Origin of the sequence: Microbulbifer sp. MI-G, assembly GCF_030440425.1 — a bacterium.
Classification (GTDB): domain Bacteria; phylum Pseudomonadota; class Gammaproteobacteria; order Pseudomonadales; family Cellvibrionaceae; genus Microbulbifer; species Microbulbifer spongiae.
This window is the reverse complement of the sequence record NZ_CP098023.1, coordinates 743,539-760,073: the sequence shown is the minus strand read 5'-3', so window position 1 is coordinate 760,073 and position 16,535 is coordinate 743,539. Positions and strand designations below refer to the sequence as shown.

13 protein-coding genes are annotated in these 16,535 nt (G+C 59.0%); 11 read left to right on the top strand and 2 right to left on the bottom strand.

Going from position 1 to position 16,535, the window contains the following annotated elements:
* Window positions 1–4: 4 nt before the first annotated feature.
* The gene (locus M8T91_RS02970) at window positions 5–490 is read right to left on the bottom strand and encodes a hypothetical protein (RefSeq protein ID WP_301416671.1); all 486 of its coding nucleotides are present in this window, start codon (window positions 488–490) and stop codon (window positions 5–7) included.
* 527 nt (window positions 491–1,017) lie between these two features.
* Here M8T91_RS02970 and M8T91_RS02965 point away from each other — a divergent pair.
* The 6 genes from M8T91_RS02965 to M8T91_RS02940 all read left to right on the top strand — a co-directional run bounded on the left by M8T91_RS02965 (window position 1,018) and on the right by M8T91_RS02940 (window position 8,333).
* On the top strand, window positions 1,018–2,799 hold the full coding sequence (locus tag M8T91_RS02965) for a trans-sulfuration enzyme family protein (protein ID WP_301416669.1): 1,782 nt from the start codon (window positions 1,018–1,020) through the stop codon (window positions 2,797–2,799).
* 107 nt (window positions 2,800–2,906) lie between these two features.
* Window positions 2,907–4,205, top strand: a complete 1,299-nt coding sequence (locus tag M8T91_RS02960; RefSeq protein ID WP_301416667.1) for a S1C family serine protease — start codon at window positions 2,907–2,909, stop codon at window positions 4,203–4,205.
* Entirely contained in the window at window positions 4,196–5,233 is a 1,038-nt protein-coding gene (locus M8T91_RS02955; RefSeq protein WP_301416664.1) for an FHA domain-containing protein, read from the top strand. Before M8T91_RS02960 ends, M8T91_RS02955 begins: the two co-directional genes overlap by 10 nt.
* Window positions 5,230–6,303: a histidinol-phosphate transaminase gene (gene hisC / locus M8T91_RS02950; protein ID WP_301416662.1), complete on the top strand. Its 1,074-nt coding sequence runs from the start codon at window positions 5,230–5,232 to the stop codon at window positions 6,301–6,303. The genes M8T91_RS02955 and hisC overlap by 4 nt, the downstream gene beginning before the upstream one ends.
* A 76-nt stretch (window positions 6,304–6,379) precedes the next feature.
* Window positions 6,380–7,327, top strand: a complete 948-nt coding sequence (gene mepA / locus M8T91_RS02945; RefSeq protein ID WP_301416660.1) for a penicillin-insensitive murein endopeptidase — start codon at window positions 6,380–6,382, stop codon at window positions 7,325–7,327.
* A gap of 4 nt (window positions 7,328–7,331) precedes the next feature.
* Window positions 7,332–8,333, top strand: coding sequence for a D-alanine--D-alanine ligase (locus M8T91_RS02940; protein WP_301416658.1), 1,002 nt, complete (start codon window positions 7,332–7,334; stop codon window positions 8,331–8,333).
* Between the two features lie 34 nt (window positions 8,334–8,367).
* Here M8T91_RS02940 and M8T91_RS02935 read toward each other — a convergent pair whose 3' ends face one another.
* Window positions 8,368–8,937 (bottom strand): HNH endonuclease, encoded by a 570-nt coding sequence (locus M8T91_RS02935; protein WP_301416656.1) that lies wholly within the window; start codon window positions 8,935–8,937, stop codon window positions 8,368–8,370.
* 811 nt (window positions 8,938–9,748) lie between these two features.
* On the opposite strand from M8T91_RS02935, the gene M8T91_RS02930 reads away from it, so the two are divergent.
* The 5 genes from M8T91_RS02930 to M8T91_RS02910 all read left to right on the top strand — a co-directional run bounded on the left by M8T91_RS02930 (window position 9,749) and on the right by M8T91_RS02910 (window position 16,531).
* Window positions 9,749–11,269 carry a PQQ-dependent sugar dehydrogenase gene (locus M8T91_RS02930; protein WP_301416654.1) on the top strand — a complete coding sequence of 507 codons (1,521 nt, stop codon included), beginning with the start codon at window positions 9,749–9,751 and terminating at the stop codon, window positions 11,267–11,269.
* Window positions 11,270–11,319: 50 nt separating this feature from the next.
* Window positions 11,320–11,568 carry an exodeoxyribonuclease VII small subunit gene (locus M8T91_RS02925; RefSeq protein ID WP_301416652.1) on the top strand — a complete coding sequence of 83 codons (249 nt, stop codon included), beginning with the start codon at window positions 11,320–11,322 and terminating at the stop codon, window positions 11,566–11,568.
* Window positions 11,561–12,475 (top strand): polyprenyl synthetase family protein, encoded by a 915-nt coding sequence (locus M8T91_RS02920; RefSeq protein ID WP_301416650.1) that lies wholly within the window; start codon window positions 11,561–11,563, stop codon window positions 12,473–12,475. Before M8T91_RS02925 ends, M8T91_RS02920 begins: the two co-directional genes overlap by 8 nt.
* 93 nt (window positions 12,476–12,568) lie before the next feature.
* A complete protein-coding gene (gene dxs, locus M8T91_RS02915) occupies window positions 12,569–14,485 on the top strand; it encodes a 1-deoxy-D-xylulose-5-phosphate synthase (protein ID WP_301416648.1) in 1,917 nt (638 codons plus the stop codon).
* A 198-nt stretch (window positions 14,486–14,683) separates the two neighbouring features.
* Window positions 14,684–16,531, top strand: coding sequence for a DUF885 domain-containing protein (locus M8T91_RS02910; protein WP_301416646.1), 1,848 nt, complete (start codon window positions 14,684–14,686; stop codon window positions 16,529–16,531).
* Window positions 16,532–16,535 lie beyond the last annotated feature (4 nt).

Genomic DNA, 16,535 nt, shown 5'->3' with positions numbered 1-16,535 from the left:
GTACTTAGATCCCCCCCCATGGATCAATATGTGCTTGCGGATCCCCGGAAACAAAATGCATTCCCGTTTCCGGGTCCACACATTTCCACAGAAAGGAAAAATTATCCGGGATATGCTTCTTATCCCTGATCTTAATCACCAGTTTTGTGTACTCCCCATCCACCGCCTTCGCACGGGCACGGAACTGATGACGGAAGTCGGGGCTTAGGGCAATAATACCGTCCAGTTTGTGGTAAGGGCAGCGGGCAAATTCCAATTCGCGACACGGCACCTCAGACAGATCCAGAGTAATTTTCAGGGTAACCACACCGCCCTTGTGGATTTTAAAGCGCATATTGCCAAAGTGTTCTTCCGGATTGTCGGCATTAAACAGCGGCCAGTACTGGAGTTCACCGCCTACAGGCTCTCTGGGTCTCAAGACCAAATCCAGCTTCAGACCCTCTTTTGGTACTTCGCACTCCAGTGCGGGCAAGTCGGCACAAGCGACCATTGTGTATCCCCTTTGCTACAATTTGTTATCTGGTGTCACTACCTGGACACGAACTATCCGGTAAAATACGTCTGTGACCCCGCTATCTTAATCTATTCGAATTAAAAAAAAAGCCGGCAGTACTGATATTGCCGGCCCGGAAGGATGGCCCCAGCCATCGACGGTTACAACAACACTATCAAGAGCACAATTTGACATCCCTGCCCGGACAAGCCCATCCGGAAACCCCGATCAACATTCTGTATCTATCGGGTCCAGTCTGATCGTTCAGCTTGCGCTGAACCCACAGTCTGCCCACACGGTTCACGAGCGCACGGCAATCAAACCTGTTTCCTGCACTGAGACTGGCCACACCCCGGCGATACAGTCCAGCTAGCCTTGCCCTTTCAGCAAGCGTCACTATACAAACGGACCCATTACAGGTCTATCACATCCAATTACACAAAATTACTTACCAGGTGTTCTAACCGCCGCTGTAGGCTGTTAGAGTCAAGGTATAACAATAAGCTTCAACCAATGAGGATACGATGGAAGCTAACCTTGAAGATGTAAAAGTTCTCTCTCCCCTGCGCAACAGTACGGAGGCCAGCAGTATCGAGGCACTGGCGCGGGAGCAATTGCAGCACTTCTGTATTGATGTAGAGTCGGAGCACGGTCGGGTACTGGAGCAAACCGCGGCACTTCTGTACCGTGCCCAAGGCAATCTGGCCCAGTTGTGGAACCAGGTCACTGATACCCTGAAGCGCCTGGATCGATCCGACAAAATCGCCTACTTTAATGCCAAGCGCTTTATGAGCTTCCAACTGGCAAAGCTGCTGGATACCCTGCAAAACCCGCTGCGCGCGAGTTTCCAGAGCCTGCAAGGGGACGACTTCAATATCACCACCCGCGGCGGCTACCCCCTGTTCGATAATATCCCGGCGATTTTCTCCGCAACGCCGGTGATTGCCCGCACCGCCACCTATATTTACGCCTGTACCGAATGGGTGGATGACGCCTTCCGCGGCCGCGAGCCCAGTCACGATATCTACTCCCGCCTCCTCAACCCCACGTCAATCTCCCTGGCCAATGCCATTGTAGATCTGGAATGCGGCCCGGAGGCGAACGCATACATGGCCTGGAATTTCAATTCCGGCATGGCAGCTATCGATGCACTGCTTGCAAACCAGTTGCGCCGCGGGGATATTCTGATTGTCTCCAGGAATATCTACGGTGGTGTACACCAGTTGCTGCAGGATTTTTATGCCCGCAAAGACAAGTTTGCAATTGAACTTGTCTGGTTTGATGGCACCAGTGGCGAGGACTTCGGCGCGCTGCTGCAGGAAACCCAACGCAACTACACTGAAAAATTACACGAGGGGGCCGGGATTCATGTCTATATCGAATCGCCCTGTAATCCCCACGGTATCATGCTGGATGTTCCTGGCATCTGTAGAGCGGCGCACCAAGAGAATATCCTGGTGAGCCTGGATGCCACCCTAGCCACACCCTTCCTGTACCAGCCACTGCGCCGTGAAAACCGCGCAGAGCGCCCGGATTTTGTCGTGCACTCCTACACTAAGGATATTGGCGGTACCGGTGCCGCCACCGCAGGTGTTGTGATTGGGGAAAACCACCGCATGTTTATCCCCAAGGGAGACAGTGCCAAGGGACTCAACTGGGACCAGTGCATGTTCTGGGATGTCTATTACATCAAAGGCGCCTTTCTGGATGCGGACAAAGCCTGGGAAGTACACTGTGGCATGCGTACCCTGGAAATGCGCATGCTCACCAAATGCATCAATACCCAAAGCCTCAGCCACTTCTTTGCCAGCCACGCGAAAATCCGGGTAAACAGCCACGCGCTTGAAAGCCATCCAAACGCCAAAATGCGTGAGCAGCTGATGCGCTACCAGCTGCCGACACCGCTGTTCAGTATCGATATGGAAGCCGCGGAGCTGCCCACAGAGGCATTCAAAAGTTTCTTTGATGCCCTGGAACCCGCTTTCGGGCAGATGGTGAGCCTGGGTCAGACCAATACCATGGTGCTCTGCCCCGCGCTGACCTCCCACTCGGAACTATCCCCCGAGGCGATGGAAGCAGCGGGTATTTTCCCCACTACTATCCGGATTTCCGTGGGGGATGAAAATATGGCCCAAATGGCGGCCCATGTAATCAGTTGCGCACGGCTGCACCTGGATCCGGTAGCTCCGGGGTTCAGTGGGGGCTTTATGGCGCCGGAGGAAGCCGACGCACTCTTCACTCGTTTCTATCTGGAGTCACACCGGAAAGTGGTGCAGGCACAACCGAAAATAGCCGACTACCTGTAAAGGGAGTTTTAGCGCACACCGCCGCCTTACAAACGGCGGCGCGCGCTTGTTGCACTGCCCCATATCCCGTACCATCCCTGTTTCTGTCCATAATTTAATCAAACAAAATGCCGAACTCTTCCGCACCCCTGTTGGCCTTGATGCTGTGTTGTTTGTCTGCACTGGCGATGGCGCAAGGCTATGAGCAGCTCTACAGCGACTATCGCGGCAGCCTCTACCAGATTCGCCTGATCGAAAAATCCTCCAACTCCAAATCCGGCCTTGGCTCCGGATTCCAGATCTCTGCCGATGGGCTGGTTGCCACAAACTATCACGTGGTCGCACAGGCAGTCAGTGATCCCGACAAGTACACCTTGGAATACCTTTCCACCGACGGCACCAAGGGTGCGTTGACATTGCTGGATATCGACGTGGTGAACGACCTGGCCCTGCTGCGCCAGGACAAGCCCGGTAAGGAATACCTGCAACTGGCCGAGGACGCGCCGAAAAAAGGCGAAACCATTGTGTCGCTCGGCAATCCTCTGGACCTGGGCATGACGCTCATCCCCGGTACCTATAACGGTATCGCCGGCGGCAGTTTTTACGACCGCATCCACTTTGCCGGCTCCATCAATCCCGGTATGAGTGGCGGACCCGCCATTAACACCGCGGGCCAGGTGGTGGGTATCAATGTGGCAACAGCAGGCAACCAGGTCAGTTTTCTGGTGCCTGTCGACAAGCTCTCTACGCTCCTGAAGCACTTTCACCAGCGTGAAGGCCAACTGGACCTCAAAGCGGTGACCTACCAGCAGCTGCTGGAGAACCAGAAGCGCATCATCCATTCCATATTGCAGGCGGACTGGCAGCGCCGTGCCCTGGGAGAGGCCAAGGTGGTCGGGGAAATCGTGCCGGCAATCAAGTGCTGGGGCAACAGCCAGGAGAGTGATGACAGCCCCATCAAGCGTATTGACAAAGGCTGTACAGGGCAGGACGTTGTCTTTCTCTCCGACGACTTCAATACCGGCAGGGTCGAATATGAATTTTTCTGGCTGGAGGCGGAAGACTTGCTGCCGGCGCGCTTCTACGCGGAATATGAACAGCAGATGAGCACCTTTTACCCCGGCAACAGTGCCGGGGAAGAGGACGTGACCAACTTCCGCTGCCGCCAGGCATTCACCTCCCAGCCGCGCAATGGCAATGACCGCGTGTCAAAACCGGAACGCGGGCGCAAACCGCTGATCACACGCACCAGCTACTGTGTAAGACGCTATAAGGATTTTCCCGATCTGTATGATATTTTCTTCCTGAGTCTCAGCGTGGATCAGAAAAATCGTGCATTGGTCAGCCACTTCACCCTGTCCGGCTTCACCCGGGAATCCGCCGACGCCTTTTTCGAAAAGTTTACAAGCGAGATCCAATGGCTCTGATTATTGAAGAACTGAACCGTGCCCATCGGGTACAGGCACGCTACCGTATGGACGGGGACCGGTTTACCCTGGGTCGCGCCTACAGTAACGATGCCATTCTTGAGGATATTCATACCGATGCCCGCCACGCGGAAATCCGCCTGGGGGAAGACGACCACTACTACCTGCAGGACCTGAACAGTACCAACGGCAGCCAGCTGCTGGGTAACCTCAACGACAGGTCCGTCAAGCCCTGCACAATCTCGTCACACCAGATCGCCTCCGGGGATCTGGTGCAGTGTGGCAAATCCCGTCTGCGGCTGTTTTATTGTAACGACGTGGTACCTGAAGCGACCCCCCTGCATTCGCTGGAAAATCTCTTTTCAAGCCTGTCCCGCCCCGTTGCAGCCGTACTGCTCGTCTTGGGGGTTGCCATTTCCACGCTGCTGCTCAGCTACCTGGGCTATGCACGCACCTACGAGTGGACGATCGCCATTAATATCCTCGCGAGCGTCATTGTCGGGCTGGTGGTATACGCGGGTGCCTGGGCTTTTGTGGGAAGGGTAGTGCGCCACGAAACCCACTTCTTCGCACACCTGTCCATCGCCGCGATCGGGGCCCTGAGCTATACGGTTTGGGAGTGGTTCAGCGGTGTGCTGAATTACAATTTCGCCATTGGCACTTGGATGGAGACTCTCGACTTCGCAGTATTGATCATCATACTGCCGTCGATGCTCTGGTGTGCCTGTTACCTGGCGACCAACCTCGGTCGCGGCTGGCGCTGGTCCGTCGCACTGGTACTGCCCCTCGGCTTTCTGGGGCTCAACCTGGTGGAGAGTATCAGTCAACTCAATGACTTCAGTGAAGCACCGGAAATTTCCACCGAACTGAAATACGATAATATGCTGCTGCGCAAACCGGTACCCATGCAGGAGTTTATTGCCAGTTCGCCGGCGCTGTTCGATATTCCCATCGAGAAAGACGAGTCAAACGAAAAAGCCAGCGCCTCCAGTGGCGGTGAAGGCAGCAATACAGAGGTAGGGCCATGAGTGGGGCGTTTTGGAGCCCTGGTTTGGGACAGCTGGAACCCTACACCCCCGGCGAGCAACCCGACAGCGGAACCTGCATCAAGCTCAATACCAACGAAAACCCCTATCCCCCATCGCCCCGGGCACTGGCACTGCTCACCAGCGGGGACTTTGCCAATGCCCTGCGCCGCTATCCCGATCCGGAGTCCTGTCAGCTGCGCACCGCCATCGCCCACCGCTATGGGCTGAAACCGGCTCAGGTCTTTGTCGGTAATGGTTCCGACGAGGTGCTGGCACTGAGTTTTTACAGCTTCTTCCGGCGTCCGGAACCCCTGCTCTTTGCCGATATCACCTACAGTTTCTACCCGGTTTATTGCCAGCTTTTCGGTATCACCAACCGCGCTGCGCCCCTCAAGGAGGACTTCACGATAGAGGTGCGGGACTTTGCCGGCAGGGCCGGGGGCGTGATTATTCCCAACCCTAATGCCCCCACCGGGTGTTATCTTTCTCTTGAGAACATTGAAGCGCTGCTGCAGCTACAACCCAATCGCGTTGTCATCATCGACGAAGCCTATATTGATTTTGGCGGAGAGAGTGCGATATCACTGATCAACCGCTACCCGAATCTGCTGGTGATCCACACACTGTCGAAGTCCTATGCCCTGGCGGGGTTGCGGCTGGGGTTCGCCATGGGTCAGGAACCATTGATCCAGGGGCTGCTGCGGGCCAAGAACTCCTTTAACCCCTACCCCATTGATGCCATTGCCCAGCAGGTGGCGACTGCCGCTATTGGCGACAAGGCCTGGCACGCTGACAACTGCGGCAAGGTTATCGCCACTCGCAAGCGCAGCGAGCGGGCCCTGCAAGCACTGGGTTTTACGGTCATTCCCTCCCGAGCAAACTTCATCCTGGCCAAGCCCCCGGCGCCTGGTGCCGAAGCGCTTTACCTGGCCCTGCGCAAACGGGATATCCTGGTGCGCTACTTCGATCAACCCCGTATCCGGGACTACCTGCGTATCTCCATCGGCACCGATGTGGAGATGGATCAACTGATAGGGAACTGCAAAGAGATACTTGCATCACAGAGCTAGTGCGCTGTTTATCTATACTCTCCAGGGCCGTGTCCGCTGCGGCCCGATTTTGTGACTTATTGGTAATCCGGGACCCATGCAGCTTTTTTCCGCAAACCCCAGACCTGACAAGCCCCACACCCGCCACGCTAAAACCGGGCCTTTCAAACGGCCATCCCTTTTTCTGGTTTTTGCCATCCTCACCGTGAGCGCCCTCAACCCGGATCGGGTTCTGGCCAATGCCTGGGAAGCGGTAGAGGGACCCAGCGCTCAGGGCGCCGCCAGTATTGGTACCTACACTAATGGTTGTCTCGCCGGTGGTGAAACCCTGCCTCTGCGGGGCGAGGGCTACCAGTTGGTGCGCACTGGTCGCGCGCGCCACTTTGCTCACCCGGCAACCATCGCCTTTTTGAAAGATCTCTCACAAAGTGTTGCGCAGCATAAGCTTGGCCGCATACAGATCGGCGATATGTCCATGGCCAGAGGCGGCCCCTTTGGCAGCAGCGGGCACAGCAGCCATCAGACGGGCCTGGACGTGGATATCTGGTACTCCCAGGATCTGCGCGCAGCAGAGCGCCCGCTGACCCGCTGGGAGCGTGACAATATCTCTGCCATCCCCCTGGCAGATGCGCGCAGACATCGCCTGATCGAGGAGCATTGGGACGAGCGGGTCCCCCAAATCCTGCGTCTGGCCGCACAAGACAAGCGGGTGGAGCGCATATTCGTGCATCCCACCATCAAGCGTCACCTGTGTGAAATCACCGGCCCAAACCGCGAGTGGCTGCGCAAGGTGCGCCCCTGGTGGGGGCACAACTACCACTTTCATGTACGCCTCACCTGCCCCCCCGGTGACAGCACCTGCACGCCCCAGGCACCAGTGCGCACCGAGCCTTGCGGCAATGACCTGGATTGGTGGTTCTCCGACGAGTTCTACGCAATACTGAATGGCACAAAGGCCAAACCGACCAGGCCCAAACCAAAAACAATGCCACAACAGTGCCGACAGGTTTTGCTTGCACCCTCAACGGGCGCCACAACGGATTAACGGTATGATCAACACCTTGCTCATTTGCGGCGGTGGCGGCAGCGAACACGCCGTCTCCCTGCGCACCGCAGCCTTTATCGAGGAGCAACTGGGCAAAGCCGCGGATATCGCGCTGATGCAAGTGGAGATGGATGCCAGTGGTTGCCTCACGGATAGAGAGGGCCGGGTTTACCATATTTTTTACGACCGAAAAATCCGCGACGAGGAAGGCAACGCCTGGGCCGTGGACTATGTGATTCCGGCCATTCATGGTTATCCCGGAGAGACCGGCGACCTGCAATCACAGCTGGATATGTTCGGCATCCCCTATTTCGGCTCTGCTCCGGAAGCGAGCAAACTCTGCTTCAATAAAATCAATGCGAAACTGTGGCTGAGCGCCCTGGGAATACGCAACACGCCCTACCTGTTCCTGTGCAGTTTTGAACCTTCCGAACTGGATAGAGCCTACGCCGCGCTGGAAACATGGGGAGCGGTGTTTGTCAAAGCCTCCAATCAGGGGTCTTCCGTCGGCTGCTACAAGGTCACTTCCCCAGAGGCATTGAAAGCGGCTGTAGAGGAAGCCTTCAGCCTCTCCCCCTATGTACTGGTGGAAAAGGCACTGGAAGCACGCGAACTTGAGGTCGCGGTGTATACCTATCACCACGAACTGATTGCCACTCGCCCCGGTGAAGTGCGCGCGCCGGCAGATACCTTTTATACCTACCGGGAAAAGTATACCGAAAGCAGCCGCGCCACCACCTTTGTCGAGGCGCAGGGACTGACCGCAACACAACTTGGCTGGATACAGGAGGTCTCAATACGCACTTTCAAGGCGCTGAAGCTAAAGGATTTATCCCGGATTGATTTTTTCCTGACAGAAGCCGGAGATCTTTATCTCAATGAAGTCAATACTTTTCCCGGCATGACCCCAAATTCCATGTTTCCGAAAATGCTGGAAAATCACGGCCACAATTTTACCCAATTTCTCACCAGCCTGATTCGCGCTGCGGTTTCCAGGAGGCGCTAACTTCTGCCGGCCCGCGCCCATTTTCCTTTCGGATTTAATGCAGCAGCCAACCTTGCTGCCTGCGCCGGGAAAATTGGCTGCGCAGGAATTCCATCTGGTCACCGCGGATCCGCTCACTGTTAATCAGCGCCAAATATTCCGCTGCATTGGGACAAAACGGCAGCGCCAACAGTTCCATGTGAATGTCCTCAAGCAGGTGGTGGCCTTTATGTTGGTTGCAGCGCCTGCAGGCGGTCACCACATTCTCCCAGGAATCCATGCCCCCTTTCGACAGTGGAATCACGTGATCACGGGTCAGCTCACTGGGTTTGAACGCAATGCCACAATAAAGGCAGGTTTGCACATCGCGAAAAAACAGCGCTCGGTTTGTCAGTGGCGGACGACTGCGCGGGCGTGCCATACGCGTACCCCCACAGGCAATAATCGCCGCCAGGTCCAGGCCGGAGCGCTCGCCGCTGCGGTTAAACCCGCCGCGAACCCGCAGCACCACACCACCTAGCGACCAGGTCACCAGTTCCCGCACATACAGGCAGGACGCCTCCTGCCAAGTGAGCCACTCGAGCGGTTGCCCGGCCAGATTCAGACGTAAAATTCTCGCTTGCACAGCTCTGCCTCCCCGCAGTCAAACAAAAAAAACCAGCCGGAAAACCCGGCCATCCCAGGCACCGAAGGGACTATTTTTAAACAGTGCCAGGCCCAGCACTGGCAATCTGGAAAGATACGAGGAAAAAGAGAGCAGCGGAGTTCACTACCAGCAAAAACTGTTGACATCCACAAAAAGAAAAATCCTGCGGGTTCACTGGATTGACCGGTTGGGATTGCGACCGGTACAACGGCAGGTATCCGGCCTTGCAATGCAGCCGGGGGGGAAACGGGTACCTCCGGGAATAGATTACTGAATGCGCCACCCTCCGCCGGCCCGGAGCAAAGTCGGCCAGCCTCTCCCCATTAAAGCGGATTAAGATTACAAATTCCAGACAAGCACTGCGTCACCGGCAGGGCGAAGAAAACCATTTCGAAGGGATCATTGCTGCCAAATCCACTGGCATAATGACTGTTCAATGAAAAAAGACAGTAGTGTTAAGGGGATTAAAACACCGCCCAGGCAATCCGGCCTGGGCGGTGCGTCTCACAGGATGGAGCCCATATCCCTAGGGCCAGCGGCGCATTCCATTTATCCCTTGCCGCAAAAAATGCAGTCCCTTACGCATCCATGCCCGTTAATTATGGACATCAAGTGAGAAAAAAGTAGGGGTGATCCACTGAATTTTATGTAAGAAATATCTCACATTGTGAGAGATACCCTTCACATTGAGAGGGATTTAAAGCGCGCTCTGTGGTAAAACGGGTCCCGCGCAAAGAACGCGGCCACTATAACTGCCTCCATGCCAAGTTCAATCCAGTTCGGAAATAAAATGTTGAAATATACGCTAATATTTTTGCTTATCCTCAGTGCGATAGTTTCAACCACCCTGGCCGCCGTTGACACGGGTATCAGTGTGCCCTGGCGCCAGATTATTGGCGTCGCAAGGACGACCCAGCAGGAGGTCACCGCCAACCTATCCACAGCACAGGGATATTCGCTCCAGCTGTTTGCCAGCGAGGTGCCCAATGCCCGCTGGCTGGCCGTCACCCGCTCCGGAGACGTGCTTGTTTCCCAGCCCAGGAGCGGCCAGGTTTCACTCCTGTTTGCCGATCGCAACCGCGATGGCCGTGCAGACGGCCAGCGTGTCCTTATTGAGGACCTGCGCCGCCCCCACGGCCTGCTCCTCCATGAGGGCTGGCTGTATATTGCCGAGAGCGACGCGGTGGGGCGCGTGCCCTTTGATCACTCGGATGCCCGTCTCGCCGGCAGTTACCAGAGAATTGTCGAAGGACTGGAAGATGATGGCCACTGGACCAAAACCATCGATATGGGTCCCGATGGCTGGCTGTATTTAAGCAGTGGCTCCAGTTGTAATGTATGTATTGAAAAGGACCCGCGTCGCGCCACCATTATGCGCTTACGCCCCGATGGCAGCGACCTGGAAATCTTCGCCACCGGCCTGCGCAACAGTGTGGGCTTCGACTGGTCCCCGAGAGATGGCGGTCTCTACGCTACAGATAATGGTCGCGACTGGCTCGGTGACAACCTGCCGCCCGATGAACTCAACCGAATCCGGCAGGGAGCGTTTTACGGCTGGCCCTACGCCTATGGCGATCGGGTGCCAGATCCGGATTTCGGTGTCGACGCGACCCCCGCCATCCAGGAAAAGATTGCCACCTCGGTGCCTCCGGTACACACCTTTGCGGCCCATAACGCCCCACTGGGACTCCAGTTCCTGCGCAGCGCCAAACAGCCGGCGGATTATCGCAATGCCGCACTGGTAGCCCTGCACGGTTCCTGGAATCGCAGTGTCAAGGACGGCTACAAAGTGGTTTCGCTGCACTGGCATCAAAGTGGAGAAATCGAGCAACGGGATTTCCTCTGGGGATTTCTCAGCAAGGACCGCAAGACGGTGTTCGGCCGACCGGTAGCGATCGCAGAAGATACTAATGGCAACATTTATATCTCCGACGACTACGCAGGGGCCGTCTATCGCCTGTCCGGCAGTGGTGTACCCGGTGCCGGCACCGCCCCCACGGAGGAGGCACCATCCAAGGCCCAGGACACCCCACCCGCTGTTGATGCCGCTGCGGTCCGCAAGGGAGCCGGGCTGTACCAAAGCAATGGCTGCGGCCTCTGCCATCAGCAGCAGTTGCCCTTAACAAACCTGCGCAGTAAATACACTGTGCAGACCCTGGCGGAATACTTCGACGCACCCACCCCACCGATGCCCAATTACAATTTTGACAGCGCCCAGAAAAAAGCCCTGGCACATTATCTGATGTCCCGGGAAGTCTCCCCGCAGGCGCCCACGCAACCGGTGCCAACACCCGGAATCGCCCCGCATTGACCCCTGCTGCGCCAGCGGCTAAGGTTGCCCCGCAATGACGAGGCGATGCTATGGCGGCAAAGAAACAATCGGCAACGTTTGAAGAGAACCTGGAGGCGCTAGAAAAACTGGTGGAGCGCCTGGAGGCCGGGGACCTCCCCCTGGAGGAAGCCCTGGCCGACTTTGAACGGGGGGTGAAACTCACCCGCGAGTGCCAGCGCAAACTGGCGGGCGCGGAGCAGAAAGTCAAACTGCTGATGGAGGAGAATGGCGGCATTAAAGAGCTGCCTTTCGATACCGACGCCGCAGAAGATGCCTAGCACTGCCGCCGACCCGCCCGCAGCGCTGAGGGCATGGCTGCAGTGTTCCGCCACCCGGGTCGAAACCCGCATCCGGGAGGCACTCTCCCTCCCCACAGCGGGGGCAGAGAGCCTGTTTGACGCCATGCGCTATGCGGCACTGGGGCCCGGCAAACGCCTGCGCCCGGCACTCGTGTATGCCTGCGCTCAGGTTTTTTGCACGGAGGCTTTCAACCCCGCCCGCTGCGACGCAACGGCCGCAGCGCTGGAATGCATCCACGCTTACTCCCTGATCCACGACGACCTTCCGGCCATGGATGATGACGATCTGCGCCGGGGCCGCCCCACCTGCCATATTGCCTTTGGTGAGGCCACCGCGATCCTCGCCGGCGACGCCCTGCAGACCCAGGCCTTTGAACTGCTGCTGGCGGACACCCTGGCGCCCGCCCTGAAGCTGCGATTGCTACAGGAGCTTGCCGCCGCAACCGGCAGCCGGGGTATGGTTGCGGGTCAGGCCATCGATCTGAATTCGGTCGACAAAGCCCTCAGCCTGGACCAACTGGAGCCCATGCACCGCCTGAAGACCGGTGTCCTGATCTGCGCCAGCGCCCGCATGGGCGCTATGCTCGGCAGTGCCAGTGAGAAACAGCTGGAAGCTGTGACCCTGTATGCCCGGGCCATCGGCCTGGCTTTCCAGGTACAGGACGACATCCTCGATATCACCGCAGACACCGCAGTTCTGGGCAAGCCCCGGGGCGCAGACGCCCTGCGCAACAAGCCCACCTACGTATCCCTGCTGGGTGTGGATGGCGCCCGCGCAAAGCTGCAAAGCCTGCACCAGCAGGCCCTGGATGCCCTCAATCCCCTGCCCGGCGATACCCGCTTACTGGCACAACTGGCGGACTACATCGTCCAGCGCAGCCACTGAGCCGCGGTGCCCGCCACGCCCCGGGATGCAATATACCCGTCACGGGCATACAATCCCCTTCATTACCATCACCTGTAGCCAATGAACCGATTGATGCTCGAAGATATACCACGCACCCGCCCGCACACGCCGCTGCTCGATGCCATCGACAGCCCGGCCCAGCTGCGCGCCCTCGATGAACGCCAACTGCCCGAACTCGCCAGCCAGCTGCGCGAATACCTGCTGTACTGTGTCGGCCAGACCGGCGGGCACTTCGGCGCCGGCCTCGGTGTGGTGGAGCTGACCGTTGCCCTGCACTATATCTACAACACCCCGGAAGACCGCCTGGTGTGGGATGTGGGCCACCAGACCTACCCCCACAAGATTCTCACCGGGCGCCGTGAACAGATGCTCACCATGCGCCAGCAGGGCGGCCTGTCCGGATTCCCCAAGCGCAGCGAGAGCCCCTACGACACCTTCGGGGTTGGGCACTCCAGCACCTCCATTGGCGCCGCCCTGGGCATGGCACTGGGCTCTCCCGACGAGCGCAAGGTGGTGGCGGTGATCGGCGATGGCGCCATGACCGCGGGTATGGCCTTCGAGGCCCTCAACCACGCCGCCCACACCGGCCGGGATATGCTGGTGGTACTCAATGACAACCGTATGTCGATCTCGAAAAATGTGGGGGGGCTCGCCACCTATTTCGCCAAGATCCTCGCCAGCAAGGCCTACCTCAATATGCGCGAGGGCAGCCGCAGGATACTGTCTGCAATTCCCAAGGCCTGGCAACTGGCGCGGCGCACGGAAGAGCATGTCAAGGGGATGATCACGCCCGGCACCCTGTTCGAGGAACTGGGCTTCAACTACGTGGGCCCGCTGGATGGGCACAACCTGCACGACCTGGTGCACACCCTGCGCAACCTGCGCAGCCAGCCCGGCCCCCAGCTTCTGCATATCGCCACCACCAAAGGCAAGGGCTTCGGGCCCGCTGAAGCGGACCCGGTGGGCTATCACGCCCTGAACAAGCTGGAACCGGCACGCAAGGTGCAGGTCGCCGTACCCGGCCGCAAGACATTGCCCAAGTACCAGGACGTCTTCGGTCGCTGGCTGTGCGATACCGCCGCCTGCGACGAGCGCCTGGTCGGCATTACCCCCGCCATGTGCGAGGGCTCCGGCATGGTGGAATTTTCCCAGCGCTTCCCCGAGCGCTTCCACGATGTCGCCATCGCCGAGCAGCACGCCGTGACCCTCGCCGCCGGTCTCGCCTGTGAAGGCCAGAAACCGGTAGTGGCCATCTACTCCACCTTCCTGCAGCGAGGCTACGATCAGCTGGTGCACGATGTGGCCATTCAGAACCTGGATGTCACCTTTGCCATCGACCGCGCCGGCCTCGTGGGTGAGGACGGCCCCACCCACGCCGGCAGCTTTGACCTGACCTTTATGCGCTGCCTGCCCAACCTGGCCATTGCCGCCCCCAGCAATGAAAATGAATGCCGCCAGCTGCTGACCGCCGCCTACCAGCACCGGGGCCCCGCCGCGGTGCGCTACCCCCGCGGCACCGGCCCGGGCGCCGCGATCGAAGCGGAAATGCGCGCGCTGCCCCTCGGCAAAGGTCACCTGCTACATCGGGGCAGCGGCGTGGCCATCTTGAATTTCGGCGCCCTGCTGGCTCCAGCCGCAGCGGCGGCGGAGCGCCTGGGGGCAACAGTGGCGGATATGCGCTGGATCAAACCCCTGGATCAGGCACTGATTGATGAACTTGCCGGGAACCACCAGCTCCTGGTGACTATCGAAGAGAACGCCGTGGCCGGCGGCGTCGGCAGTGCTGTGCTGGAGTACCTCAACAGCACCGCCAGGACCCTGCCGGTATTGCAACTGGGGCTGCCCGACCGGGTGATTGAACACGGAAAACACGCCAACCTGCTCGCCGGAATCGGCCTCGATGCCGCCGGTATTGAAGAGCGGATACGCCGGCGCCTGCAGCTTCTGAGCCAGCACGATTTCAGCAACCGCACCGCAGCGGTCAACTAGCTGTTGCCCCTGGGGGCGCGGCCCGAGATCACTGCGATAGCCGGGGTAGAGCCGATGGCTGACACCCGGCAACCCAATACCGGAGCACCGGGGTAAAGGTGAGCGCCGCCTCAGTCCGGTGCAACCCTTTGAACCTTGCAGCCCCGCGCGCGGGCGCGGGTATTTCTACAGCGGATTCCGCTTTGTACGGGAGGGGAAATGTCATTCTTCAGGAAAGTCCTTGCCTTAACCATGGGCCTGCTCGCCAGTTTCAGTGCCACCGCCATGGATCGGGAAGCCTTTGATCGGGCCTTCGAGGCCCTGCCCACTGAAAGCGCCTCCGAACGCCTGCCGGCCCTGCAAGACCTGCGCTACCGCTGGCTGATGGAGAGCTTCCCCAGCCGGGCCACTTACGAGGGCTACCCCGGCCAGAATGACCGCTGGGTAGACAATTCGATCGCCGCTATTGAGCGCCGCCAGGCGCAGACACGACGCCTGCTGGGGGCCACCCGCAATATCGACGCAAGTGCCCTGCCCGCAGCACAGCAACTCGACTACCAACTGCTGTACCAGGACCTGCTCGGCGCAGTGAAGGGGTTCCAGTTCCCCGATCACCTGCAGCCGCTCACCCACATAAGCGGTATCCAGCGCAGTGTACCGGCGGTGCTCAACAGCATGCCCCGCCGCACCGCTGCGGATTACGATACCCTGCTGGCGCGCCTGGAGAAGCTCCCCACACTGGTGGCGCAAACCCAGGCACTGATGCGCCTGGGGCTCAGGCAACAGGTGACACCGCCACAAATCACCCTGCGCGACCTGTCCCGCCAGATCCGCGCCCTGATTCCCGCATCCCCACAGCAGAGCCCGCTACTCAAAGCCTTCGCGGAAATGCCCGGGAACCTATCCGCCGCCCGACAGCGCAGCCTGCAACAACGCGCCTACGCCCTCTACAACGAGCAGCTGGTGCCGGCCTGGCGGGATCTGGCCGGGTTTGTGGAGCGCGAATATATCCCCGCAGCACAGGTGGACATCGCCCTCTCCAGTCGCCCCGACGGATCGCGCTGGTATGCCCACAAAGTCCGCCAGAACACCACCACGGACCTGAGTCCCGAGGAGATACACCGCATCGGCCTGGCGGAGGTCAAGCGCATCCGCGGGGAGATGGAGAAAATTATCCGCAAGACCGGTTTCCAGGGCGATTTCAAGGCGTTTACCGAATTCCTGCGCACAGATGCACAGTTCTATCACAGCAGTCGCGAAGCGCTGCTGCAGGAGTACCGGGCTATCGCCAAGCGCATCGACGGCAAGCTGCCGGCCCTGTTCGGTACCCTGCCGCGCCTGCCCTACGGGGTTGAACCCATCCCCGGCTATTCCGAGCAATCGCAAACCACTGCCTACTACCAGCCGGGCTCCCGCGAGGCCGGCCGCGCGGGGATCTTCTTCGCCAATACCTACAACCTGCCCAGCCGACCCAAGTGGGAGATGGAAGCCCTCACCGTGCACGAAGCCATGCCCGGCCACCACCTGCAAATCGCCCTGGCCCAGGAACAGAGCGAGATTCACCCCCTGCGCCGCTTGGCCCTGTATACGGCCTTTGTGGAGGGCTGGGGCCTCTACTCCGAGAGCCTCGGCTACGATCTGGGTCTGTACCGGGACCCTTACAGTGAGTTCGGTGCCCTGACCTATGATATGTGGCGCGCAGTGCGCCTGGTGGTGGATACCGGGATGCACCAGCTGGGCTGGCACCGCGAACAGGCCATTGCCTACTTTATGGAAAACAGTGCCAAACCCCTGCACGATGTCACTGTGGAAATCGACCGCTACCTGGTGTGGCCGGGCCAGGCGCTGGCCTACAAGCTGGGGCAGCTAAAAATTCGGGCACTGCGGGCGAAAGCGGAACAAAGCCTCGGCAGCAACTTCGATATCCGCCGCTTCCACGATACGCTGCTGGGCGCCGGCGCCCTGCCCCTCAATATCCTGGAAGCCCGTATGGACAACTGGATTGACAGCCAGGGCGCTCCCTCCGCCCGCACAACCGCGGAGACCGCACCGCCACCCGCAGGCTAGCGTA